This window comes from Pseudarthrobacter sulfonivorans (genome assembly GCF_014712225.1).
GTDB classification, from domain to species: domain Bacteria; phylum Actinomycetota; class Actinomycetes; order Actinomycetales; family Micrococcaceae; genus Arthrobacter; species Arthrobacter sulfonivorans.
Map to the genome: position 1 here is coordinate 1 of NZ_JACXBW010000024.1, position 22,313 is coordinate 22,313.

Sequence of the window (22,313 nt, forward strand, 5' to 3'; positions counted from 1 at the left end):
GAGCCGGGAGATTACGGCCAGGCGGTCCAGGGAGTTGTCCACACCCCGGCGCAGCGGATCCGGCCCGGCGGGGTCCTCACGCTGACGACGACGGAGCTCGGTCAGTTCGGCAACGCCAGCCACGACGGCCTCAAACGCCGCATCCGCTGACGCCGCGTGGACTGGCACCGCCCCTGGTGACCGCCCGTCCGCTGCTGTGCTTTCCATACCTCCATCATGTCGAGGGGGTACGACATTTAAGGCGCCCGGAAGCTACTCTTCAAAAACTTTGGGAAAGTCTTTGACGCCCTGCCTAGACCCGCCCCAGCGCGTCGATGTCCTCCAGGAAGTCTTCGTGGACCTCGGCGCTGACGGTGGTCCGCGTCTCCCCGATGGCGTCCAGATAATCCTCCGTGGAGGGCCCCTTCCGGACCGCCTCGCGAACCGAAACGCTGCCGCCGGAAGCCGCGCCGCCGTCGTCGTACACTGCCTTCTCCAGCGCACGCTGGGAGGCGCTGCGGGCGGCGTACTCAATGTCCGCTGGCGAGAACCCCTCGGTGCGCTCCACGAGAAGTTCCACATCGACGTCGTCCACCACGGCGGCCGGGATGAAGCGCTGCCACATGGCTTCGCGGGCTTGGCGGTCGGGGAGGCCGATGGGGATGACGTAGTCGAACCGGCCGTGGCGTAGGAAGGCAGTGTCCAGCGCCCGGATGAAGTTGGTGGCGCAGACCAGCAGGCGGCCGGGCTGTTCACGGAATGCCGGGATGATTTTCAGCAGCTCATTGGTGACGCCCTGCAGCGGCGACGGCGGTTCGCCCGAGCGCTGTGAGGCGATCTCCTCCACCTCGTCAATAAACACCACGCAGTGCTCCAGCTCGGCGATCTCCAGGAACGTCTGGCGCAGCGCGCCGGCAAGCCCCTTGGGATCGGAGGCAAGGCGGGACGGGAAAACCTCCACAAACGGCCACTCCAGCCGGGACGCGATCGCCTTCGCAAAGGTGGTTTTGCCGGTTCCCGGAGGACCAAACAGCACCACGGCCCGCGGCGGCACCACACCGTATTCGTCAGCGAGGTCGGCCTCCGCGAGCGGCAGGACCAGGCGCCGTTCCAGGAGCTCCTTCTCCTTGCGCATGCCCGCTACGTTTTCCCACAGGTCCCGTGCGAGGATCCGGCCACCCAGCTGGCCGAGCGCGCCGAGCTCCTGCCGTTGCACAGGGATGGTCCGCTCGAAATACCGCAGGTTCTTTTTCAGCGCGAAACCGCGGCTGAGGAAGGCCTCCACGCGGGTTTCAGCCTCGGGCATCAGCGCGGAAAGTTTGTTAAGGCCGTGCGGTGCCATGCGGTTTTCGACGGCGGCGAGCAGCGAGGTGCCGATGCCCCGGCCGCGGTATTCCGGCAGCGTAGCCAGGAAAACGATCCAGCCCTGGTCGTGGGCGGCCCGTCCGACGGCGGCTCCGACCACCTGCTCGCCCTGCACCGCCACCACTGCGTGGTCCTTCTCGCACGACGCCAGCACTTCCGAGAGGGCATAAACGGGCTCGACGTCAGAAGCTTTGAGGGACTCCCACAGATGCAGGATGCCGTCCAGGTCTGCTGAGTGGAAATCCCTGATCCGCCAGTTGGTCATGCCGTGTCTCCCGGGTGGTTCGTCGTTGAACTGCAGGTCGTAAAGTGCACAGTGCAGCGCGGTGAGGCGCTCTGCTGAGCATAGGCGATCTGCCCGCGACGATGGGTTGCGGGAGCGTTGCATTACAAGGCGGCCCCTGCGTGCCGCGATGGGGGTGGGACCGAATCAGACTTTGATCGGAACGGGGTGGACCTCGTCGGCGGGGTGGCCTGCGCGCTCATGTATACGCCGGACGGCATCCGCTGAAGGGGCCTCCGACAGGCAGTAGACCAAGCCCGACTCGGGATCGGCCCAGGCTGATTTGAAGTCAACTTTCTCGTCGTCCTGGATGGCAAGATCGGCGTTGTGGGCCTCCATCAGGGCTTCCTGGGTGATGCCAACCATGTTGCGATGAACATCCATGAATTCCGGCATGATGCCAATCTCCTTAACTCGGTTTCGCCGTTGAAACAGCAGGATGCGGCCGACGTTAGACCTGCGCCCTTCTGCAGTCAAGAGGATTGTGGAAGCGACGACGGCGGCACCCGGGTTCCGTGGAAACAGAACCCGGGTGCCGCCGTCGGGCGTCACCGGCGCCTTACTTCCTGAACGTGTCCGAAGGCGGGTTGGCGATGACGGGGGCGGTGCCGGTGAAGCCTTCTCGGGTGGCCGCGATTTGTCGGATGCGGGTCCGGCAGGCGTACCAGCCCATCACCATCAGCACCGAGGCGATGGCGGTGACGAGCATGGTGAGCGGTGAGTCGATGAAGACCATGATGAGGACGCCGGCGAGGAAGAGCAGGGAGAGGTAGCCGGTGTAGGGGGCGCCGAACATGCGGAAGGAGGGGCGCTCGAGCCAGCCCTTGTCGGCCCAGCGCTTGAGCTGGATCTGGCACAGGACGATGGTTGCCCAGGTCATGACGATGCCCACGGAGGCCACGTTGAGCACAATTTCGAAGGCCTGGGCGGGGACGAGGTAGTTCAGCGGGACGCCGAGGAGGGAGACGCCGGCGGTGATGGCGATGCCGCCGTAGGGGACGCCGGCCTTGTTCATCCGGGACGCGAACTTCGGCGCCGAGCCGTTCACTGACATGGAGCGAAGGATCCGTCCGGTGGAATACAGGCCGGCGTTCAGCGAGGAGAGCGCGGCGGTGAGGACCACGAGGTTCATGATGACGTCCACGCCCTGGATGCCGATGGAGCCGAAGAACGTCACGAACGGGCTCACGCCCTTCTCGTAGGACGTGTAGGGCAGGAGCAGGGCGAGCAGGATGACGGAGCCGACGTAGAAGACGGCGATGCGGAAGACCACGGAGTTGATGGCTTTGGGCATGATCTTTTCCGGGTTCTCGGTTTCGCCGGCGGCGGTGCCGACGAGTTCGATGGAGGCGTAGGCGAACAGGACGCCCTGCATCAGGATGATCATGGGCAGCAGGCCGTTGGGGAAGACGCCGCCGTTGTCCGAGAGGAGGCTCAGGCCCACCTGCTGGCCGTCCACGGGGGTGCCGAAGATAACGAAGTACGTGCCCACCACGAGGAAGATGACGAGGGCGGCGACTTTGATGAGCGCGAACCAGAACTCGAGTTCGCCGAAGACCTTCACGGAGACGAGGTTCAGGGCGAGGACCACGAGCAGGGCGATCAGGGCCCAGGCCCACTGGGGGACCGCGGCCATCCAGGGGATGTAGTGGCCGAAGAAGTGCATGTAGAGGGCGGCGGCGGTGATGTCCACGATGGTGGTGGTGGCCCAGTTGATCCAGTAGAACCAGCCGGACACGAACGCAGCTTTCTCGCCGAAGAACTCCCGGGCGTAGGAGACGAACGAGCCCGAGGAGGGCCGGTGCAGGACCAGTTCGCCCAGTGCCCGGAGGATGAGGAACGCGAAGAATCCGCAGACCGCGTAGGCGATGACCAGCGACGGGCCGGCGGCGTTGAGCCGGCCGCCGGCACCGAGGAACAGGCCGGTGCCGATGGCGCCGCCGATGGCGATCATCTGGATCTGCCGGGGCTTGAGGTTCTTGTGGTAGCCCTTGTCCTCGGCGTGGAGGGACGATTCGGTGGCGTGCGCGTGGCCGCCGTCAATGATGTGGTCAGGGATGGGAGTGGGGGGATTCGACATTGGGGGTGTCCTTTGAAATCCGGGGGCGGTTGGGGACTACTTGCTGAGGTCGGCCAGGCGTTCGGGGCTGAGGAGTTCCTGGAGTTGGCCGGCCGTGAGCAGGCCGTGTTCCAGCACGAGTTCCGCGACGCCCTTGCCGGTGGCGAGTGCTTCCTGGGCGATGGCGGTGGCAGTGGCGTAGCCCAGCTGGGGATTCAGGGCTGTGACCAGGCCGATGGACTGTTCCACGGTGAGGCGGAGGTGCTCGGTGTTGGCGGTGATGCCCCGGACGCAGCGGGCCGTGAGGGTGCGGCAGGCGGCTTCGAGGTGGGAGATGCTCTTGCGGAGGCTGTGGACAATGATGGGTTCGAAGGCGTTGAGCTGGAGTTGCCCGGCTTCGGCGGCCATGGTGATGGTGACGTCGTTGCCGATGACCTCGTAGGCCACCTGGCTGACCACTTCCGGGATCACCGGATTGATCTTGCCGGGCATGATGGAGGACCCGGACTGCACTGCGGGCAGGTTGATTTCTCCGAAGCCCGCGCGCGGCCCGGAGGAGAGCAGACGGAGGTCGTTGCAGATCTTGGAGAGCTTCACAGCCACCCGCTTGAGGACGCCGGAAAGGTGCACAAAGGCGCCCACGTCCTGGGTGGCTTCGATGAGGTCGACGGCGGTGACCAGGGGAAGTCCGGTGATCTCCGCCAGGTGCCGGCAGGCTGCCTCCGCGTAGCCGGCGGGGGCGTTCAGGCCGGTGCCGATGGCCGTGGCGCCGAGGTTGATTTCGTGGATCAGCAGTTCGGCCTCGGCCAGGCGCAGGCGGTCCTCACCGATGGTGATGGCGTAGGTGCCGAATTCCTGGCCCAGGGTCATGGGGACGGCGTCCTGGAGCTGGGTGCGGCCCATTTTCACCACGGTGCGGAATTCCAGTGCCTTCTCGCCGAAGGCCTCTTCGAGTTCGGCCAGTGCGTCCAGCAGTTCCCGGGCGGCGAAGATGGTGCCCAGCTTCACGGCCGTGGGGTAGACGTCGTTGGTGGACTGGCTGAGGTTCACATGGTCGTTCGGGTGCAGGCGGGAGTAGTCGCCCTTAGGGTGGCCGAGGATCTCGAGCGCCCGGTTGGCGATGACCTCGTTGGCGTTCATGTTCGACGACGTTCCGGCGCCGCCCTGGATCACGTCCACCACAAACTGGTCGCTGAGTTTGCCGTCCATGACGTCCTGGCACGCCTGTCCGATGGCCTCTGTCCGCTCTGCGTCCAGCAGGCCCAGCTCGTGGTTGGTCCGGGCTGCGGCCAGCTTTACGGCGGCGAGGCCACGGACCAGGTGCATGTTGGAGGACAGCGGCTGCCCGGTGATGGGGAAGTTTTCTACGGCGCGCAGTGTGTGGACGCCCCAGTAGGCTCCGGCGGGGATATCGCGGTCGCCGAGGAGGTCGTGCTCGGACCGGGTTTCCGGTACGACCTCAGTAGCATCAATGGTGGTCAGGTTGGTCATAGGGGTCCTCGCGGGGCTTCGTTGACGGGTTTGGACAGCGTTGTTGAGTGCACGGTTGATGGAGTCAGGAAAGTTGAGCCAGAAAATCTGCGTGCTGGACCAGGCCTACTTGGTGGCCGCCACCGAGGACCGGGGCGGTGCCGATGCCGGCCAGCGACGCAGTGTTCACGCCGAGGGACTCGAGCACGTGGACGGTGGCGGGCATCCGGGCGCGGTCGCCGCCGTCGGAAATCTTGACGGCAACGGCGCGGCCGTCCGGCAGGCCCACCAGTTGCACACCTTCAAAACCGTCCTTCGCCACTGCGCCGGGGAGCAGCCGCATCAGCTCGGTGACGTCCCGGCGCTCGCCGGCCACCATGTCCGGGTGCTGCTGCATGGCGAGTCCGACGGCGGCTTCCGCTGCCGGTGTGGCGGTCCCGCCGTCGTCGGGGGTTATTTCTGCGGGATGCGCGGTGGCTGCAGCGGCAGCGATGGTGCCGAAGGCGCGGGCCATGCCACGGAGGGTGAGGGCGAACAGCGGGGTGCCGCAGCCGTCGGTGCTGCGGGCCAGCGGCTGCTCGCCGGTCAGGTCGGTGACGGTGGCCGCGACCAACTGCTGCAGCGGGTGCGAGGGGGTCAGGTAGCCCTTGACCGGCCAGCCGTTGATGACGCAGGTGGCGGCCATGGCGGCGTGTTTGCCGGAGCAGTTCTGCGTGACCTGCGTGGCATGGAGTCCCGAACGCAGCCAGTTTTCGCGCTCGCGGGTGCCGTAGGGGAGGTCGGTGCTGTTCTCGAGGTCGCTGGCAGCGAGTCCGTGCATGGCGAGGATGCGCTGGGTGCCGCCGCGGTGTTTGGCGCCGCCGGAGTGGCTCGCGGACGCCAGGGCCAGGAGGTCCGCCGGGAGTTTCAGGCCGGCGCGGAGCATGGCCACGGCCTGCAGCGGCTTGAGGGAGGAACGCGGGTAGAACGGGGCCAGGGCATCGCCGGCAGCGGCCAGGATGGTGCCGTCCGGAGCCGTCGCGATGGCCGAGCCGTAGTGGACGCTTTCCACGAGGCCGTCGCGGGTGGCGACCACCAGGGGTGCGTGCTGCGGGAGGTTCCCGGCGTCGGTCGCGGTCGGGAATCCTTGTGCGGCGGTGCCGGATGCGCCGGCGCCGGGGGCAGCAGTCTGGTCAGCATGAAGGGCAGGGGAAGGCATGGAGTCCTAGGGGTTGGGGATGCGTGCTGAAGCGTTAGTGATTGAGGATGGAATCCAGGGCGACGCCCACGGCACGCAGATGTTCGGCCATCGCGCTGCTGGCTTCGTCGGCGGAGCCTGCTTCGATGGCCTCGAGGATGCGCTGGTGTTCGGCGTCCGAGGCGTGCTGCCGGTCGGCCACCATGTTCAGCGTCTCGGACTGGAAGGCCAGTGCGCCCCTGATGTCGGCCACCACGCTGGCGAACACTTTGTTGCCGCTGGCCCGGGCGATGGCGGCGTGGAAGCTGGAGTCCAGGGCAACCCAGGACTCGGGGTCGGTTTCCGTGGTCATCGCGGCGACGATGTGCCGCATCGTCTCAAGTTCTTCGTTAGACCTTCGGTGGGCGGCCAGTCCGGCTGCGGGAACCTCGATGTGGGGCCGGGCTTCGGTGAGGTCCCGGGCGGAGTACTGCCCCAGCGTGAGGTCGTTCGCAACCTTGTCGGCGACCACAAACGTGCCCTTGCCGGTTTTCGTAACCGTCAGGCCCAGCGCTGTGCAGGAACGGAGGGCTTCGCGGATCACCGAGCGGCTGACCCCGTACTGCTGCGACAGCATCGCCTCGGAGCTGAGCTTCCCGCCCACCGCCACCTTGCCTGACTCGATGTCAGCGCGGACTGCATTGAATACCGCTTCGGCAGCGCTGAGGCGGGCCAAGGGCTGGGCTCCCCCAATTGCCGCGGGCTGGAGTGCGGGGGACTCCTCGCGGGCGGAATTTGCAGGCTGTCCTGCTGTCCGGCTGTCTGACAGGTTCACGCTTCAAATATGGCACGGGTCACACTCCATGTCAAGCTCGTGCGCACGGGCACGGGCACGGGCTGGGGGAGTGGGTGGGGGTCTGGGTTCGGGCGCGGGGTTCGACGCGCGGGTGGTGCGACGTCGGAATGTGTCGCACGCCCGGCCGGCGTCGTATTTTGCCCTATCATTCCGGCGCGTTGGGTCACGGCCCGCGTATTCACGGGGGCCCGGGATCTCGTCATCGTGAATGATTGAGCAGAACCCGGCACGGTCGCCAAACCCTCAAGGCGCGTTCCGGTACGTTCGTGCCGGACCGCGTCTTTTGATGGCGCCCAATCCGGCGTAGACTCCCCATAAACACGAGAACGGCACGATCGTACCTATTGGAGCTGTCATGACCGAACCCATCACCACCATGTTGGCCGCTAAGGTGCGCTCCCGCCGGGGCGATCTGGGCCTCACGCAGCAGGATCTGGCCGACATGGCAGGCGTCTCCGAGCGTTTTGTCCGTTTCGTGGAGCAGGGCAAGCCGAGCATCCAGTTGGATTCACTGACCGCCGTACTGGAAACTTTGGGCCTTGAGCTTCGCATCGCCCCCCGGACCAGCGAAGCCGCCCGCACTCTCGGCAGCCCGGCGAGTGGGCCGGCCCGAGCCTTCGCCGGCCCTGCCAGCGCCGACAACATCAAGCCGTGAAGCACCGCATCGCGGACATCTACAAGGCCGGTGTCCTGGCTGCCAAACTCGAACGGCACGACGGCGGCACCCGGTTCAGCTATCTCCCGGCCTATCTGCAAAGCGGGGGACCCGCCGTCGCCAGTTCCCTCCCGCTCACCGGCGAGCCGGTGCTTTCCGCCGCCGGAGCGGCGCCGCCCTACTTCACTGGACTGCTGCCGGAGGGGCGCCGGCTCAATGCACTGCGGCGATCCATCAAGACCAGCGCCGATGACGATCTGTCCCTGCTCATCGCCGCCGGCGGGAACCCGGTAGGTGACGTGCAGATTGTGGGCCACGGCGAACCGCTTGACCCGGACGAGCATGCCGTCGAGCTGGACACCAAGCTGCCCATGGACTTCGACCAGCTGCTGGGAGACCCGGATCTGATTGACCCCGTTGCTCTCGCCGGCGTTCAGGACAAGTTGTCCGCCGGGATGATCTCGCTCCCCGTGGCCAGCGCCGGCAAACGGTTCATCCTCAAACTCAACGCGCCGGAGTTTCCGCACGTAGTGGAGAACGAACTGGTGATGTTCCGGTATGCGGCCAAACTGCGCATCCCGTTGAGCCCCGTGCAGCTGATCCGGGACGTCGCGGGCCGGCCGGGCCTGCTCGTGGAGCGCTTCGACCGGATCCCGGTTCCCGGCGGCGGGGCCAACGAGGTTCGGCGGCTGGCGGTGGAGGACGGGGCACAGGTTCTGAAGCTCTACCCGGCGGACAAGTACAACGTGAGCTTCGGGACGGTGTGCCATGCTCTGGCGGAGTACTGCTCGGCGCCGCTTCCGGCCCTGCGCAACCTCGCCATCCAGGGGGCCTTTGCGTGGCTCAGCGGCAACGGGGACCTGCACGCCAAAAACGTCTCCATGGTCCGGCTGCCGCACGGCGAGTGGACCATCGCGCCCGTGTATGACATCCCCTCCACAGTGGTTTACGGCGACAAGACGCTGGCCCTGACGCTGAGCGGGAAGCGGAGCGGGATCTCGAGGCGGCACTTCCTGGCTTGGGCCAAAGACCTTGGACTTACTGACCGGACGGCTACCCAGGTGGTGGAGCTGGCGCTCAAGGCGTCAGGGCCGCTGATCGCCGACCTGGAAGCCGGCACGGCGTTCGCCGCTGTCAATAGTCCGGGCAGGAACGACGACGGCGGCTCGCCGTTTCCGGACATGGTGACCCGTGCATGGGTCAAGGAGCTGAAACACCGGCGGAGGCTGCTGGAGGGGTAAGGCACTCACGGTGAGTGCCGCCGTCGTACGTCCCGAAATGGCACTTCGCGGCAGTCACGTCCGCGCAACTGCCGCGAACTGCCATCTCGCGGGGGAAGAGGAAGCTAGAGGTGCTGGATGCCTGCCCGCTGCATGGCGTCCTTGTAGACTTCCACGCTCTTGGCCAGGAGGTCCTCCTGCTTGGCCTCGGAAACAGCAAAGGCCCGCCCGCCGAGCGCGCTGGCCTTGTAAATCTTGATGCCGCTGTTCTTCAGGGAAGAATGGTAGGTCTTCTCGAAGAGGGTAAGGAACGTGGAGGCATCGGTGCCGTGGGCGATGACTGCGGAGACCCGGCGGTTGATTTTCAGGAACTGCCGGAAGGGCCGCAGCCCGTCGGTCTTTTCCTGGACGTTCAACGCCGACGGCAGTTCCGGATCGCGGACCCACGGGTAGGCGTTCCACGGCATCACGTAGCGGGGATCGAGCTCCGCAAGTTCGTAGATCTGCGTGGCCCGCCGGGCGGCTTCGTCGTCATTGAAATGGGAGACAAACCCGGATTCGGTGCCCTTGCCCGGGCTCACATGGAGGCTGACGATCCGGCATTCATCCTCGTCGTGCACGGGATCGATGTACGGAACAACGGACCCTGGCTTCTTTTCCATCAGTTCGTCGCAAAGCTGCGTTACCGCCGCAATGTTTGGTTCCTGTAGCAGGGCCTTTTTTTCGTCCCAGTCAATCGTCACGATCTCTCCCTCAGCAGCAAGGCGTCCAGAATCAGGCGTCTTATGCCACTCTACGCTTTTGGACGTTTAGGTGCGCAGTGCAGATTCGGGCAGCGGACCAGTGGCGGCCCGGGTATCGTCATCAGGATGGACAGGAAAACGCTCAAGTCTGACGGCTTCGCCGGCTTCAAGTCGTTCGACAGCCTCGAGATCATGCGGGTTCCGCAGGGCACGGGCGTGTTCGCCGTCCTGCGGCCCAACGAGTACGAGCCACACTTCCTGAAGAGAAGCACCGCAGGCGTCTTCAAGAAGAAGATCCCCACCCTGCCGGCGGAAGCGCTGTTCGCTGAATGGGTGGACGGCGCGGACATTCTCTTCATCGGCAAGGCAGGGCCCGGAAGCAAGGGCAACCGGGGCCTCCGCAGCCAGATCAAGGAGTTCCTGGACTTCGGCAGGGGATTGCCGCCGGGACACTGGGACGGCCGGCTGATCTGGCAGCTGACCCACACGGACGAGCTGATTATCGCGTGGAGAGAGCATCCCGTCGACGAAGTGAACCAGGCCGAAGCCGCCTATCACGCTGCCTTCGTGGCGGACCACGGCAAGCTGCCTTTCGCCAACCTCGTGCAGGCCAGGCTCAAAAACTAGCCCGGAACTAGGAGCCCTTAAGCCGTTCCATTTCCCGCCGGTCCTTTTTGGTCGGCCGTCCGGCGCCGCGGTCCCGCTGCGGGAGACCCAGCGCCGGTGCCACAGGCCTGGGCGGGGTGTGGTCCGTGAAACAGTGTGACGCGGCCTCGGCCCCCACGCGTTTGGCAATCAAACGGCGGACTTCAAGCGTGCGTTCATAGCCTGACATGCGTATCGTCACGGTCTCGCCCGTGACGAGCGTGGCCGAAGCCTTCGCGGGGCTGCCGTTCAGCCGCACGTGTCCGGCCCGGCAAGCGGCGGTGGCGGCGGAACGGGTTTTGTAGGCGCGGACGGCCCACAGCCACGCATCAATGCGGACGCTGGCGGGGGAGGCAGGAAGGCTGGTCATGGCTGGCACCGAGTATACGGCGTTGTCTCGTCCGGTCCGGCAGTTCAGGCGGTGGCCAGCGGAAGTGTGATCCGCATGGTGGTTCCGTCCGGGCCCGTGCGGGCGATCTCCACAGTGCCGCCGGCAGCGGTGGCCACATCGCGGACCAGGGCCAGCCCGATGCCGAAGCTGCGCTGCGCCCGCGTTCCGTCCGGACGCGGTGTCCTGACGAAGCGCTCGAAGATCCTGTCACGGTCGACGCCGGATATCCCGCTTCCCGTATCCGTCACCGTGATAATCGCGCTGCGTTGGCTCGCTGCCGCGGCGAGTGTGATGGCCCCGCCGGCCGGTGTGTGCGCCAGGGCATTGTCAGCCAGCGCCAGGATGGCTCGGCGCAAACTGCTTTCGTCGATCCGGGCCAACGGACGCCCGCCCGGAGTGACGGCGACCCTGACATCCTGGTCATGGGCGATGGTCCGGACGCTCTCCGCAACGGACTCCACCACCCCCGCCACATCAATCGGATCCGCAGGGGTTTCCGCTGCGGCTCCCGTTGCGGCCAGGAGCAGTTCGTTGACGATTGCCGTCAGCTCTGAGGTGTCCTGCCGGATCCGCACCAGCGCCTGCCCCTGCTTCGACTCTGAGGGGGTGTCACGCTGGGCCAGCTGGATCCGTGCGTCCAGGATTGCCAGGGGCGTCCGCAGTTCGTGGCTGGCATCCTGGACGAACCGGCGCTGCAGGGCCATCGCGGCACCCAGAGGCTCAATAGCGCTGCGGGCACTGAACCAGCCGACCACCCCGGCGAGGACGATCCCCGCTGCACCGGCGATGATCAGGGCTTTGAGCAGATCCTTGTAGTCAAGGTACGCAAAGTCGGCGGCCGGGCCGGACGGTCCGGGCAGTTCCGGGTGCGACAGCTGGTTGGTCAGGTAGATCGCGGCCCCCGCGAGCAGGCAGAGGACCATCACGGCGCAGGCAACACTGATGCGTACAGCGATCCTCAGCGAGGCCTTGCGGAGGGTGGCCCGGTCCGGGTCTGCGGTGGCGGTGTTTGTGTCATTCATGGCCGTCCCCGATCTGGTAGCCCACGCCGTGGACTGTGCGGATCACGTTCCGGGAAATCTTGCGGCGCAGGTGGTGGACATAGGTGTCGATCACGCTTGGCTGGTCGGTGGAGGGAAAAACGGAGCCGATGAGCTCCTCCCGGCTGAAGACACGGGCCGGGTCCGTGGCGAGGGCCGCCAGCAAGTCGCACTCCTTCGCGGTCAGCGTCACCACAGGCCCGTAAACGGACCGCACGGAACGGCCGACGGCGTTCAGGTCCCAGTCGCCGATGCTCACGCTCGGCTGGGTGTAGCTGCGGGTCAGCGCGCGCAGGCGCGCACCCAGCTCCCCGGCGTCGAACGGTTTGCTCATGTAGTCATTGGCCCCGGCGTCGAGGCCGCGGACCTTCTCGTCCGTCGCGCCCAGCGCGGTCAGGATCAGCACCGGCGTCGAAATCCCTTTCGCCCGCAGGGCGCTGATCAGCGCAATCCCGTCCATTCCGGGAAGACCACGGTCGATCACCATGACATCCCACGGTTCCCCGAGGGCGGTGCTCAGGCCAAGCCTTCCGTCCGTTACCAGGCTGATCCGGTAGTCGCCTTCCAGCAACTCTGCAATCAGCGGGCCCAGGACCGGATCGTCTTCGACCAGAAGCAGGGACGGCCGGGCATCTGTTGTCATGGGGCTATTCTTCCGCGGCCAACTCTTTCACGGGCTGATCCGCGGATTCTTCGGCCGGTTCCTTGGCGTTGCCCTTGTTCCTGCGGCGCTTGAGGTACTCAATGACCCACGGGATGACCGAGACCAGGACCATGGCCACGGCGATCAGGTCGATGTTGTTGGCGATGATTTCGAAGTGACCCAGCCAGGACCCCAACAAAATCACGGACGCGGACCACGCCACGGCGCCCACGATGTTCCAGAGGAGGAACTTCCGGTAGGTGTAGTGGGCGATCCCGGCTGCCAGCGGGGCATAGGTGCGCACTATCGGCACAAAGCGGGCCAGCACCACCGCGCCGCCGCCATGCCGGTGGAAGAACTCCTCGGTCTGGGTCAGGTGCGAGGTCTTCAGGATCCGGGCATCGTCCTTGAACCACCGCCTGCCGAACTTCCGGCCGAGGAAGAAACCCACCTGGTCGCCGGCCACCGCCGCGGCTGACACGACGCCGATCAGGAGCGGAAGGGTGAGGTTCAGCTGCTGGTGAAGCAGGCCCGCCGTGAAGAGGAGCGAGTCCCCGGGCAGGAACGGGAAGAGGACCCCGGATTCGATGAAGACCATCCCGGCGATGACTGCCAGGGCGGACGGTCCCAAACCCTCAAGGAGCCCCGCGGGATCCAGGGGCGACGAAGCAGCGGCGGAGGCGGCTACCGCGGCGAGTGCATGAAATGCCTGCATGATGCCTTTCCGAGGGCAAGAGGTACGAACCTGTTCCACAGACCCGCGAGAAGAACCACCGCCGCGGTGCCGGCCAGCAGCGAACCTGCGACGTCGGAAGGGTAGTGGACACCGATGTACAGCCGGGACCACGCCACGAGGGCAACCACCACCACGCCGGAGACCGCGACGAATTTCGCCCACCGGGTGCCCCGGGCCAGGAAAAACACCGCAAAGGCAAGAGTCACGGCGAAGGTCGCATGGCCGCTGGGAAAACTGTCTGTCCCGGATTCCGGGGCCAGGGGATCGAACAGCAGCGCAGCATCGGGGCGTTGCCTCGCCACCAGGAGCTTGAAGAACTCACTCGCCACCCACCCGGAGGCAGCAACAAGGCCGAACGCCAGGGCACTGACGGGCGCGCGGCGGACCAGCAGCAGAAACGCGGCAATTGCGGCGATCGCCAGCAACCCCGCCACGGGCCCGAACAGCAGGTTCAACGCCACGGCCACGGCCGTGAGCAGTGCAATGTGATGCAGGCTGAGGCCCTGGTCCACGCCCAGTTCGGTTGTGCTGACACCGGGAACATGTGCGACCGTCAGGCCAAGAATGACGACGACGGCGGCGAGCGAAATCCCGAGGAGGAGCCAATGCGGCGCCTGAGGCAGCGCAAGCGGCCGGGTCCTGGCCGCGGGCTGGCTTAAGCCAGGCCGGGTGGTGGCTGTAAGGGTACGGTCGTTACTTGCGTCAGGCATTGAGGCTCCGGCTCGGCACAGGGAGGCCGGCGGGCCGCCCCCATCAACTCTGCCGCGGGGCCATTAAGAAACCCTTAAGAACTGAGTTGGGCGCCCTACGCCACGAGGTTCGCGGCCGCAGTCTCCATGTGCTCGCGGATGGTGTTCCGTGCCAGCGAGGCATCGCCTGTCTCGATGGCGGCGACGATGTCGTAGTGCCGGTCCACGCTCATGTTCATCACACCCTTGTCCTGGCCCGCGAACATGATGGACATCCGGATGGACCCCTCCAGCGACTCCCACGAATGCAGCAGGGTTTCGTTGCCGGTGAGGCGGCACAGGGTCCGGTGGAATTCCAGGTCCGACTCAACCCGGTCCTGCAGGCTGGACTGCTCTGCAGCGGCCATGGCTTCAATGGCGGACCGTAGCGAGCCGATGACGTGCTGCCGGTCGGGGAGTTCGCACAACGTCCGGGCAGCCAGCGACTCCAGCGCAGCCCGGACCGAGTAGATGTCCCGGATTTCCTTGGCGTCCAGGTGCCGGACGGAAAGGCGGCCGCGTGGCCCGGCGGAGAGCAGGCCCTCCTGTTCCAGTTGGCGAAGGGCTTCGCGAAGGGTGCCGCGGCTGATCTGGAGCATCTCGGACAATTCCGTTTCCACCAGGTGCCGGCCGGGTTCAAGTTCCCCGCTGGTGATGGCGGCACGCAAAGCGGCAAGGGCCTGCTCGCGCAGGCTCTTCTTCTGCAGTCCCAGCAGGGGTGCTGTTGCTCCGGCCATCGTGATACTTCCTCAATGTCAGTGGTCGACTGTTTACACTCGATCTGTTAACAGTCGATGGTACGGCAGAAGCGCGACGCCGGGTGGTCCGGCGCCGCGCTTCCGAAAAGAAACGGTCCTACTTCAGTTCGGCGAGGACTTTCGCCACGATCTTTTGGATGCTGAGGCCGTAGCGGTCGTGGAGGGTGGGGAGGGCGCCGGCGTCGAGGAACTCGTCGGGCAGCGCCACGGGCACCACGCGTTTGCCGAGTCCGGCGGTGACGACGGCGGAGGCCACCGTTTCGAAGAGGCCGCCGATCACGCTGTGGTTCTCGAGCGTGACGGCTAGCCGGTCGGTATTGATTTCGGCCAGGACGGTGGCGGCGTCGAACGGCTTGATGGTGGGGGTGTGGACGACGGCGACGTCCACGTTGTGTGCCGCCAGCGCCTTGGCTGCATCCAGGGCGCGCATGGTCATCAGGCCGGAGGAGATGAACACAGCGTCGTTGCCGCCGCGGAGCACCTTGGCTTTGCCGAGTTCGAACGTGTAGTCGTATTCATCAAGGACAGTGGGGACGTTGCCGCGCAGCAGCCGCAGGTAGGTGGGTCCCTCGGAGGCCGCGAGTTGTGGGACGGCCTGTTCGATGTCGATCGAGTCGCAGGGGTCCACGATGGTCAGGTTGGGCATGCCGCGGAAGATCGCCATGTCCTCGGTGGCCTGGTGGCTGGGGCCGTATCCGGTGGTCAGGCCGGGGAGCCCGCCCACGATGTTCACGTTCAGGTTCGGCTCGGCGGCGTCCAGGCACAGGAAGTCGTAGGCGCGGCGGGCAGCGAACACGGAGTACGTGGAGGCGAACGGGACCAGGCCGGTTTCGGCCAGGCCCGCGGCGGCGCCGAAGAGCAGCTGCTCGGCCATGCCCATCTGGAAGAACCGCTCCGGGAAGGCCTTCGCGAAGACGTGCATGTCCGTGTATTTGCCCAGGTCCGCGGTGAGCCCGACGATCTTGTCGTTCTCCTGCGCGGCCTTGACCAGGGCGTGGCCGAACGGCGCGGACGCGGTCTTCTGGCCGGGTTCCGCGAAGGACGCGATCATGGCCGAGGTCTTCAGCTTGGGCCTGGCGGCAGTTGTGGCGTCGGGGGCCTCGGTTGTGGTGCTCATGCTGACGCCTTTCCTTCGTAGCCTGCGGTGAGTTGTTCGCGGCAGGTCTGCCATTCGTGTTCTTCGATGCGCATGAAGTGCGCCTTCTCGCGCTCCTCCAGCAGCGTCACGCCGCGGCCCACCTTCGTGTCGCACAGGATCACGGAAGGACGCCCGACGGCGGCGGCCTGGTTTGCTGCGTTGTCGAACGCTGCGAGCAGCGCACCGACGTCGTTCCCGTCCACCCGCTGGGTGTACCAGCCGAAGGATTCCCACTTCTCGGTCACCGGTTCGGTGCGGAGGACGGTGTCGGTTTTGCCGTCCGCCTGGAGGGCGTTGATGTCCACCATGGCGGTGAGGTTGCCGAGCTGGTGGTGGTGGGCGCCCATGGCGGCTTCCCAGGTGGAGCCCTCGTCGAGTTCGCCGTCGGAGAGGAAGTTGTAGATCCTCGCCGTGGAGTTCTGGTAGCGCAGGCCCAGCGCCATTCCCACGGCGATGGTCAGGCCGTGGCCCAGCGAACCGCCGGAGATTTCCATGCCGGGTGTGTAGGTGGACATCCCGGACATCGGCAGGCGGGAATCGTCGGAGCCGTACGTTTCCAGCTCTTCCACAGGAACAATCCCGGCCTCGGCGAGGGCGGCGTAGTGGCCGATCGCGTAGTGCCCGGTGGAGAGCAGGAACCGGTCTCGTGCCTCCCACTCCGGATCTTCGGCCCGGTAGCGGAGCTGGTCTGAGTACACGGTGGCCAGCATGTCCGCGGCGCCGAGTGCCTGGCCCACGTAACCCTGGCCCTGGACCTCGCCCATGCTCAGGGCGTGGTGGCGGATGCGGTACGCGGCGGCGCTGACGCGGTCGAGGCGGTCGGAGGCAGTTTCCTGGATCATTCGTTCCTTATGCGGGAGTTCGTGCGTGTGCAGTTCGTGGGTGGCAGTCATCAGGCGCTCACCGACTGGGGGGTGCTTTTGGTGGCCTCATCGGCCAGCTGGCGTTCGCGCTTGCCCCAGGTTTCCCGGGTGGCGAGGGCGGCCCACAGCCCGATGGCTGCGTACAGGCCGAAGAGCAGTGCCGGGCCCATCCAGCCGAAGCTGACGAAGAGCAGGGTGGTGATGAACGGTGTGAAGCCGGAGACCATCGCCGAAATCTGGTAGGCCAGGCTGGCACCCGAAGAGCGGGTCTTGGCCTGGAAAAGCTCCGGGAACCAGGCGCCCTGGGCGCCGGCGAGGGAGTTCTGGCAGACGGCGTAGGAGATCACCAGGGTGGCGATGACGAAGAAGAACAGCCCGGTGTTCACCAGCAGGAACATGGGAACGGCGAACAGGACGGCGAAGGCTGTGGACCAGATGTAGAGCGGGCGGCGGCCGATCCGGTCTGTCAGCCGGGCCCAGGCCTGGGTGGCGAAGATGCCGATTGCGGAGGCGATGCACAGGGCGACCAGCGTCTGGGTCTTGTCGGCAAGGTGCTGGCTGTTCAGGTAGGAAATCATGTAGGTGACTGAGACGGCGTAGCCGGCGGTCTCGGCGATGCGGAGGCCGATGCCCTTCACGATGTTGCGCCAGTCGGTCTTGATGACCTCCACGATCGGGGACTTCACGATGGCGCCGCTGTCCTTGACCTCATCGAAAACGGGGGACTCGGGGACCTTGGAACGGATGATCAGGCCGACGACGACCAGCACAATGCTGGCCAGGAACGGGATGCGCCAAGCGAGTTCGCCGCCCAGCTGCACGCTGAAGAGGAAAACGAGGTTCGCCAGGAGCAGGCCCACGGGGAAGCCGGCCTGCACGATGCCGGTGTACTTGCCCTTGGACTTCCACGGCGCGTGCTCGTAGCTCATCAGGATGGCGCCGCCCCATTCAGCGCCGAAGGCCAGGCCCTGGACGATCCGGACGAAGACCAGCAGTGCGGGGGCCAGCAGGCCAACCTGCCCGTAGGTGGGCAGGAGGCCGATGAGGAACGTGGCCACACCCATCAGGATCAGGGAGGCAACCAGGACGGGCTTGCGGCCCACTTTGTCGCCCAGGTGGCCGCCGATGATGCCGCCGATGGGGCGGGCGGCGAACCCGACACCCAGCGTGGCGAACGCTGCGAGCGTGCCTGTCACCGGATCGCCGGTGGGGAAGAACGCCGTGCCGAAGTACAGGGCGGCGGCGGTGCCGAACCCGATGAAGTCGTAGGTCTCGATGACGGCGCCAACACCGGAACCAATGGCGACGCGCCTTGCGTCCTTCGTGCCATGCACGTGGCCGCGCATTTTCAGAGCTTCGTTGCTCATGCTGAATCCCTTTCGAAGAGCGAGGAACGCTTCCGCACCGCCGCTGTCGACTGTTAACAAATGATATGCCCAAGTGTGACCCGCATCATGCTCCAATGTCAACAGTCAATGTTTGAGGTTGACTGTCAACAATGAATTGGCCTACAGTGATTCACATCACCACCCGCTTATCCAGAGGATCAACGACGATGTTCAATTCCCGACTCGGCTGCTCGTCCATCAGCTTCAGGCACCAGGACCTGCCGGCCGCCCTGCGGACCATCGGCGGCCTGGGCTTCGACGAAATCGATCTTGGCGCCCTCCCGGGGGTATGCGACCACGTGCCGTACAACCTGGATGCGGCTGCCGTTGCCGCGGTGACCGCGGACGTCGCGGCCTCCGGGCTGACGGTCCGCTCGGTCAACGGGGATATCGGCGACCTCAACGCAGTGCTCGACGCCGGTCAGCAGGCTGACCGCGAACGGCACCTGGAGGCGCTGCTCACCCTCACCGCCAACACCGGCGCGAAGGCGCTGGTCCTCCCGTGCGGCGCGCTCAGCCGCGAACCCGTTCGGAGCCTCGATGAGGATTTGGACGAAATTGCCGCCCAGCTCACCCACGCCGCACAGCGCGCGGCGGAGTTCGGCGTCGAGCTCTGGACCGAATCCCTGCACTTCCTCAGGTTCTGCTGGAACCTGGAACGCGCGGAACTGCTGGCCCAGCGGCTGGCGGGTACCGGCGTCGGAATTGTTATGGACTTCAGCCACATTGTCGCCGCCGGCGAAGGTCCCCTGGAGTACCTCGAACGCCACCAGGGCCGGATCGCCCACGTCCACCTCCGCGATGCCGTGCCCGGCAACATCAACCTCAGCATCGGCAACGGCCAGGCGGACTTCGCCGCCGGGCTTCGCGCCCTCTCGGCGAGCGGCTACACCGGCCACTTCTCCCTCGAACTCGAAACCCGGGACATCACGCACGACGAACGCCCCGCCGCCGCAGCGAAGGCGGCCAGCTTCATCACCGACCTCATCTGACCATCGATTGCTCCATGGACGCCCTTTTGAACCCTCAAAACGGCGCTTGTGGAGCAATCGATTCAAGAACAACACCCAACCAAGGAGCATCATGACCAGCATCCAGCGCACCGCCGTCCTCACCGGAGCCACCTCGGACCGGGGCATCGGCATCACCACCGCCCGCCGCTACGCCAGCCAAGGCTGGGGTGTGGTGATCCTGGACCTCGACGGCGAGAAGTCCGCCAAGGTCGCCGCCGACATCGGCAATGAGTTCAACGTCCCGGCGTTCGGCCACGAGATCGACGTCGCCAACGAAGGCTCCGTCACCGCCGCGTATGAAGCAGTCAAGAAGGAAACCATCGCCGGCATCCTGCCCCCGGTGGGCGCCCTGGCCAACATCGCCGGCATCACCTCGCCAGTCCCGTTCCTGGAAACCACCCTGGACCTCTGGCACAAGGTGATGGACGTCAACGCCACCGGCACATACCTGGTCACCAAGGCGTTCCTGCCGGACATGATCGAGGCCGGCTGGGGCCGGATCGTCAACATGTCCTCGGTGTCGGCCCAGCGCGGCGGCGGCGTCTTCGGCAAGGTCCCCTACTCCGCCGCGAAGGCCGCGATCCTCGGCCTCACCAAGGCGCTGGCCCGCGAAATCGGCGCCACCGGCGTCACGGTCAACGCCATCACGCCCGGCGCAGTGGACACCAACATCCGTGTGGGCAGCACCGATGAGCAGGAAGCCGCCATCAACGCCGGCATTCCGCTGGGACGCAACGCCACCACCGAGGAGATCGCCGCCGTCATCACCTTCCTGTCCTCCGAGGAATCCGCGTACCTCACCGGCACCACCATCGACATCAACGGCGGAAGCCACATCCACTAACAGCCCGCCCCCAAGACCACGTCCACGTCAGAGAGCCCATCATGACCAAGATTTTCAACGATCCGTCCGAGTTCGCGGAAGAAGCCCTTGCCGGATTCTGCGACGTCCATGCCGGGCTGGTGCGCCAGGTCCCCGGCGGCGCCGTGCGGCGCCACCGCCCTGCCAACCCGAAGGTGGCGGTCCTCGCCGGCGGCGGGTCAGGGCACTACCCGGCTTTTGCCGGACTGATCGGCGCCGGACTGGCCGACGGCGCCGTGGTGGGCAACATCTTCACCTCACCTTCGGCGCAGCAGGCCTACGCCGTGGCCAAGGCCGCGGACTCGGGCGCCGGCGTCGTGTTCACCTACGGCAACTACGCCGGGGACGTGATGAACTTCGGCATGGCCAGCGAACGGCTGGCCGCCGAGGGGATCCAGGTTGAGAATGTCCTGGTGACGGACGACATCGCCAGCGCGCCGCCGTCGGAAGCTGATAAACGCCGCGGCATTGCCGGTGACTTCACGGTTTTCAAGATCATGGGTGCTGCAGCCGAAGCGGGCGCAGACCTCGCAGATGTGGTCCGCCTCGGCCGGAAGGCCAACAGCCTGACCCGCACCATCGGCAGCGCCTTCCACGGCTGCACGTTCCCCGGCGCGGACGCCCCGCTGTTTGCACTCCAGGACAAGCAGATGGGGCTCGGACTGGGAATCCACGGTGAACCCGGCCTGTTCGACACCGATCTGCCGTCCGCAAAAGAACTCGGCCGGGAGTTCGTCTCCCGGCTGCTGGCGGAAACGCCTGAAGGTGCCGGCGACCGGCTCGCTGTCATTCTTAACGGCCTGGGCTCCACCAAGCACGAGGAGCTCTTTGTCCTCTGGCTGACCGTGGCCCCGCTGCTCCGGGACGCCGGCTACACGCTGGTGATGCCCGAGGTGGGCGAACTGGTCACCAGCCTGGACATGTCCGGTGTTTCGCTCACCATCACCTGGCTGGACGACGAGCTGGAGCCGCTCTGGTTGGCGCCTGCCGAAACGCCGGCCTACCGCCGGGGGAACGCCGCGGTTCAGTCAGGCGACGCGTCCGGCGAGGAAATATCCGACGACGGCGACGCGCCCGCCGCTTACGAGGCAACCGACGATTCGCGCGAGTACGCCGCCAACTGCCTCGCGGCATTGGATGCCGCCCGTAGCTGCCTGCACACCGCCGAAACCCGGCTCGGGGACATGGACGCCATCGCCGGGGACGGCGACCACGGCCGCGGCATGGTCCGCGGAATCGACGCCGCAACTGCCGCCGCGGCCGCCGCGGCCGGGCAGGGTGCCGGAGCTGGTTCCGTCCTGATCGCCGCGGGTGATGCCTGGGCGGACAAGGCCGGCGGCACCTCAGGCGTTCTCTGGGGTGCAGGGTTGCGGGCGTTCGGGGAGTCGCTGGGGGACCGGCGGAGCCCTGACGCCGAGGAACTGGCCGCCGGCGTATCCGCGTTTTCGGACAGGATCACCGGGCTCGGCAAAGCGGAACTTGGCGACAAAACCATGGTGGATGCCCTGGTGCCGTTCACGGAAACCTTCACCCGACTGGCGGCGAACGGTGCAGAACCGCGCCAGGCATGGGACGCCGCGGCGCTTGAAGCAACGACGGCGGCCGAGGCCACGGCGTCGCTGCGCCCCCTTAAGGGACGCGCCCGGCCCCTTGCCGAAAAGAGCGTGGGCACGCCGGACCCCGGTGCCACTTCGCTGGCGATGATTTTCACCGTGATGGGCCAGTTCCTGGCAGGTTCCGGCCATCCCGTGACCGACACCGCCGCCGTCACCGCCGCAGATAGCCAGACGGCAGGAGTGCTCTCATGACCACCACGCACGAAACGACCACGCCGGGCACCCCGGGGCTTCGCCTCGTCCTGGGCGCTGATGAAGCCGGCGTTGATTATAAGAACCGCATCCTTGCCGATCTGCAGGCCGATCCCCGGATCAGCGAAATCATCGACATCGGGGTCAACCAGAGCGACGCCCCGGAGGACTTCGTCAGGCCCTACCCCTACGTTGGCATCGCCGCCGGTGAGCTGATCCGCGACGGGCACGCCGACCGCGCCATTCTGTTCTGTGGGACGGGGATCGGGGTGGCCATCGCGGCCAACAAGGTTGACGGAATCCGCGCCACCACAGCCCACGATTCCTTCTCCGTGGAGCGCTCAATCCTGTCCAACGACTGCCAGGTGCTCACCATGGGGCAGCGCGTCGTCGGGGTGGAACTCGCCAGCCGGCTGGCTAAGGAATGGATCGGCTACACGTTCGACCCCGCTTCGGCCTCGGCGGACAAGGTCAAGGTCCTCACGGACTTCGAGGGCTGCTGACAGCTGCAGCC

The 22,313-nt window shown here is 66.3% G+C and carries 24 protein-coding genes; 7 read left to right on the top strand and 17 right to left on the bottom strand.

What is annotated here, in order from left to right:
• The 7 genes from IAQ70_RS21065 to IAQ70_RS21095 all read right to left on the bottom strand — a co-directional run.
• Window positions 1–207: hypothetical protein (locus IAQ70_RS21065; RefSeq protein WP_190991904.1), on the bottom strand; the 207-nt coding region annotated here is incomplete at its 3' end.
• An 85-nt stretch (window positions 208–292) separates the two neighbouring features.
• Entirely contained in the window at window positions 293–1,609 is a 1,317-nt protein-coding gene (locus IAQ70_RS21070; protein WP_190991905.1) for an ATP-binding protein, read from the bottom strand.
• Between the two features lie 165 nt (window positions 1,610–1,774).
• On the bottom strand, window positions 1,775–2,023 hold the full coding sequence (locus IAQ70_RS21075) for an SCO4226 family nickel-binding protein (protein WP_190991906.1): 249 nt from the start codon (window positions 2,021–2,023) through the stop codon (window positions 1,775–1,777).
• Window positions 2,024–2,186: 163 nt separating this feature from the next.
• The gene (locus IAQ70_RS21080; RefSeq protein ID WP_190991907.1) at window positions 2,187–3,707 is read right to left on the bottom strand and encodes an amino acid permease; all 1,521 of its coding nucleotides are present in this window, start codon (window positions 3,705–3,707) and stop codon (window positions 2,187–2,189) included.
• A gap of 36 nt (window positions 3,708–3,743) precedes the next feature.
• Window positions 3,744–5,177, bottom strand: coding sequence for an aspartate ammonia-lyase (locus tag IAQ70_RS21085; protein WP_190991908.1), 1,434 nt, complete (start codon window positions 5,175–5,177; stop codon window positions 3,744–3,746).
• Window positions 5,178–5,241: 64 nt separating this feature from the next.
• Window positions 5,242–6,354, bottom strand: a complete 1,113-nt coding sequence (locus tag IAQ70_RS21090) for an asparaginase (protein WP_190991909.1) — start codon at window positions 6,352–6,354, stop codon at window positions 5,242–5,244.
• Between the two features lie 34 nt (window positions 6,355–6,388).
• Window positions 6,389–7,147 (bottom strand): FadR/GntR family transcriptional regulator, encoded by a 759-nt coding sequence (locus tag IAQ70_RS21095; protein WP_407682608.1) that lies wholly within the window; start codon window positions 7,145–7,147, stop codon window positions 6,389–6,391.
• A 376-nt stretch (window positions 7,148–7,523) separates the two neighbouring features.
• On the opposite strand from IAQ70_RS21095, the gene IAQ70_RS21100 reads away from it, so the two are divergent.
• Together IAQ70_RS21100 and IAQ70_RS21105 are read left to right on the top strand one after the other, a co-directional pair.
• A complete protein-coding gene (locus IAQ70_RS21100; protein WP_190991910.1) occupies window positions 7,524–7,823 on the top strand; it encodes a helix-turn-helix transcriptional regulator in 300 nt (99 codons plus the stop codon).
• Window positions 7,820–9,064 carry a type II toxin-antitoxin system HipA family toxin gene (locus IAQ70_RS21105; protein ID WP_190991911.1) on the top strand — a complete coding sequence of 415 codons (1,245 nt, stop codon included), beginning with the start codon at window positions 7,820–7,822 and terminating at the stop codon, window positions 9,062–9,064. Before IAQ70_RS21100 ends, IAQ70_RS21105 begins: the two co-directional genes overlap by 4 nt.
• Window positions 9,065–9,168: 104 nt before the next feature.
• Here the strand turns inward: IAQ70_RS21105 and IAQ70_RS21110 are convergent, their stop codons facing one another.
• A complete protein-coding gene (locus tag IAQ70_RS21110) occupies window positions 9,169–9,786 on the bottom strand; it encodes a uracil-DNA glycosylase (RefSeq protein ID WP_164204097.1) in 618 nt (205 codons plus the stop codon).
• 120 nt (window positions 9,787–9,906) lie between these two features.
• Here IAQ70_RS21110 and IAQ70_RS21115 point away from each other — a divergent pair, with 120 nt between their 5' ends.
• Window positions 9,907–10,413, top strand: a complete 507-nt coding sequence (locus IAQ70_RS21115; RefSeq protein ID WP_190991950.1) for a hypothetical protein — start codon at window positions 9,907–9,909, stop codon at window positions 10,411–10,413.
• 7 nt (window positions 10,414–10,420) lie between these two features.
• On the opposite strand, the gene IAQ70_RS21120 is transcribed toward IAQ70_RS21115, so the two are convergent.
• From IAQ70_RS21120 to IAQ70_RS21160, 9 genes are all read right to left on the bottom strand, one after another.
• A complete protein-coding gene (locus tag IAQ70_RS21120; protein ID WP_190991912.1) occupies window positions 10,421–10,801 on the bottom strand; it encodes an RNA-binding S4 domain-containing protein in 381 nt (126 codons plus the stop codon).
• A 44-nt stretch (window positions 10,802–10,845) separates the two neighbouring features.
• On the bottom strand, window positions 10,846–11,844 hold the full coding sequence (locus tag IAQ70_RS21125; RefSeq protein ID WP_190991913.1) for a sensor histidine kinase: 999 nt from the start codon (window positions 11,842–11,844) through the stop codon (window positions 10,846–10,848).
• Window positions 11,837–12,505 carry a response regulator transcription factor gene (locus IAQ70_RS21130; RefSeq protein WP_190991914.1) on the bottom strand — a complete coding sequence of 223 codons (669 nt, stop codon included), beginning with the start codon at window positions 12,503–12,505 and terminating at the stop codon, window positions 11,837–11,839. The genes IAQ70_RS21125 and IAQ70_RS21130 overlap by 8 nt, the downstream gene beginning before the upstream one ends.
• Before the next feature lie 4 nt (window positions 12,506–12,509).
• A complete protein-coding gene (locus tag IAQ70_RS21135; protein ID WP_190991915.1) occupies window positions 12,510–13,220 on the bottom strand; it encodes a DedA family protein in 711 nt (236 codons plus the stop codon).
• Window positions 13,190–13,951 carry a phosphatase PAP2 family protein gene (locus IAQ70_RS21140; protein WP_190991916.1) on the bottom strand — a complete coding sequence of 254 codons (762 nt, stop codon included), beginning with the start codon at window positions 13,949–13,951 and terminating at the stop codon, window positions 13,190–13,192. Before IAQ70_RS21140 ends, IAQ70_RS21135 begins: the two co-directional genes overlap by 31 nt.
• A gap of 95 nt (window positions 13,952–14,046) precedes the next feature.
• Entirely contained in the window at window positions 14,047–14,706 is a 660-nt protein-coding gene (locus IAQ70_RS21145) for a GntR family transcriptional regulator (protein ID WP_190991917.1), read from the bottom strand.
• 118 nt (window positions 14,707–14,824) lie between these two features.
• The gene (locus IAQ70_RS21150; RefSeq protein WP_190991918.1) at window positions 14,825–15,844 is read right to left on the bottom strand and encodes a transketolase family protein; all 1,020 of its coding nucleotides are present in this window, start codon (window positions 15,842–15,844) and stop codon (window positions 14,825–14,827) included.
• Window positions 15,841–16,707, bottom strand: coding sequence for a transketolase (locus tag IAQ70_RS21155; protein WP_190991951.1), 867 nt, complete (start codon window positions 16,705–16,707; stop codon window positions 15,841–15,843). The genes IAQ70_RS21150 and IAQ70_RS21155 overlap by 4 nt, the downstream gene beginning before the upstream one ends.
• Before the next feature lie 50 nt (window positions 16,708–16,757).
• Window positions 16,758–18,095: an MFS transporter gene (locus tag IAQ70_RS21160; RefSeq protein WP_190991919.1), complete on the bottom strand. Its 1,338-nt coding sequence runs from the start codon at window positions 18,093–18,095 to the stop codon at window positions 16,758–16,760.
• A 188-nt stretch (window positions 18,096–18,283) separates the two neighbouring features.
• On the opposite strand from IAQ70_RS21160, the gene IAQ70_RS21165 reads away from it, so the two are divergent.
• The 4 genes from IAQ70_RS21165 to IAQ70_RS21180 all read left to right on the top strand — a co-directional run bounded on the left by IAQ70_RS21165 (window position 18,284) and on the right by IAQ70_RS21180 (window position 22,302).
• Window positions 18,284–19,108, top strand: a complete 825-nt coding sequence (locus IAQ70_RS21165; RefSeq protein WP_190991920.1) for a sugar phosphate isomerase/epimerase family protein — start codon at window positions 18,284–18,286, stop codon at window positions 19,106–19,108.
• A gap of 91 nt (window positions 19,109–19,199) precedes the next feature.
• Window positions 19,200–19,973: an SDR family NAD(P)-dependent oxidoreductase gene (locus tag IAQ70_RS21170; protein WP_190991921.1), complete on the top strand. Its 774-nt coding sequence runs from the start codon at window positions 19,200–19,202 to the stop codon at window positions 19,971–19,973.
• 41 nt (window positions 19,974–20,014) lie between these two features.
• Window positions 20,015–21,799 carry a dihydroxyacetone kinase family protein gene (locus tag IAQ70_RS21175; protein ID WP_190991922.1) on the top strand — a complete coding sequence of 595 codons (1,785 nt, stop codon included), beginning with the start codon at window positions 20,015–20,017 and terminating at the stop codon, window positions 21,797–21,799.
• Complete coding sequence (locus IAQ70_RS21180; RefSeq protein ID WP_190991923.1) at window positions 21,796–22,302, top strand: RpiB/LacA/LacB family sugar-phosphate isomerase; 507 nt, start codon at window positions 21,796–21,798, stop codon at window positions 22,300–22,302. The genes IAQ70_RS21175 and IAQ70_RS21180 overlap by 4 nt, the downstream gene beginning before the upstream one ends.
• Window positions 22,303–22,313 lie beyond the last annotated feature (11 nt).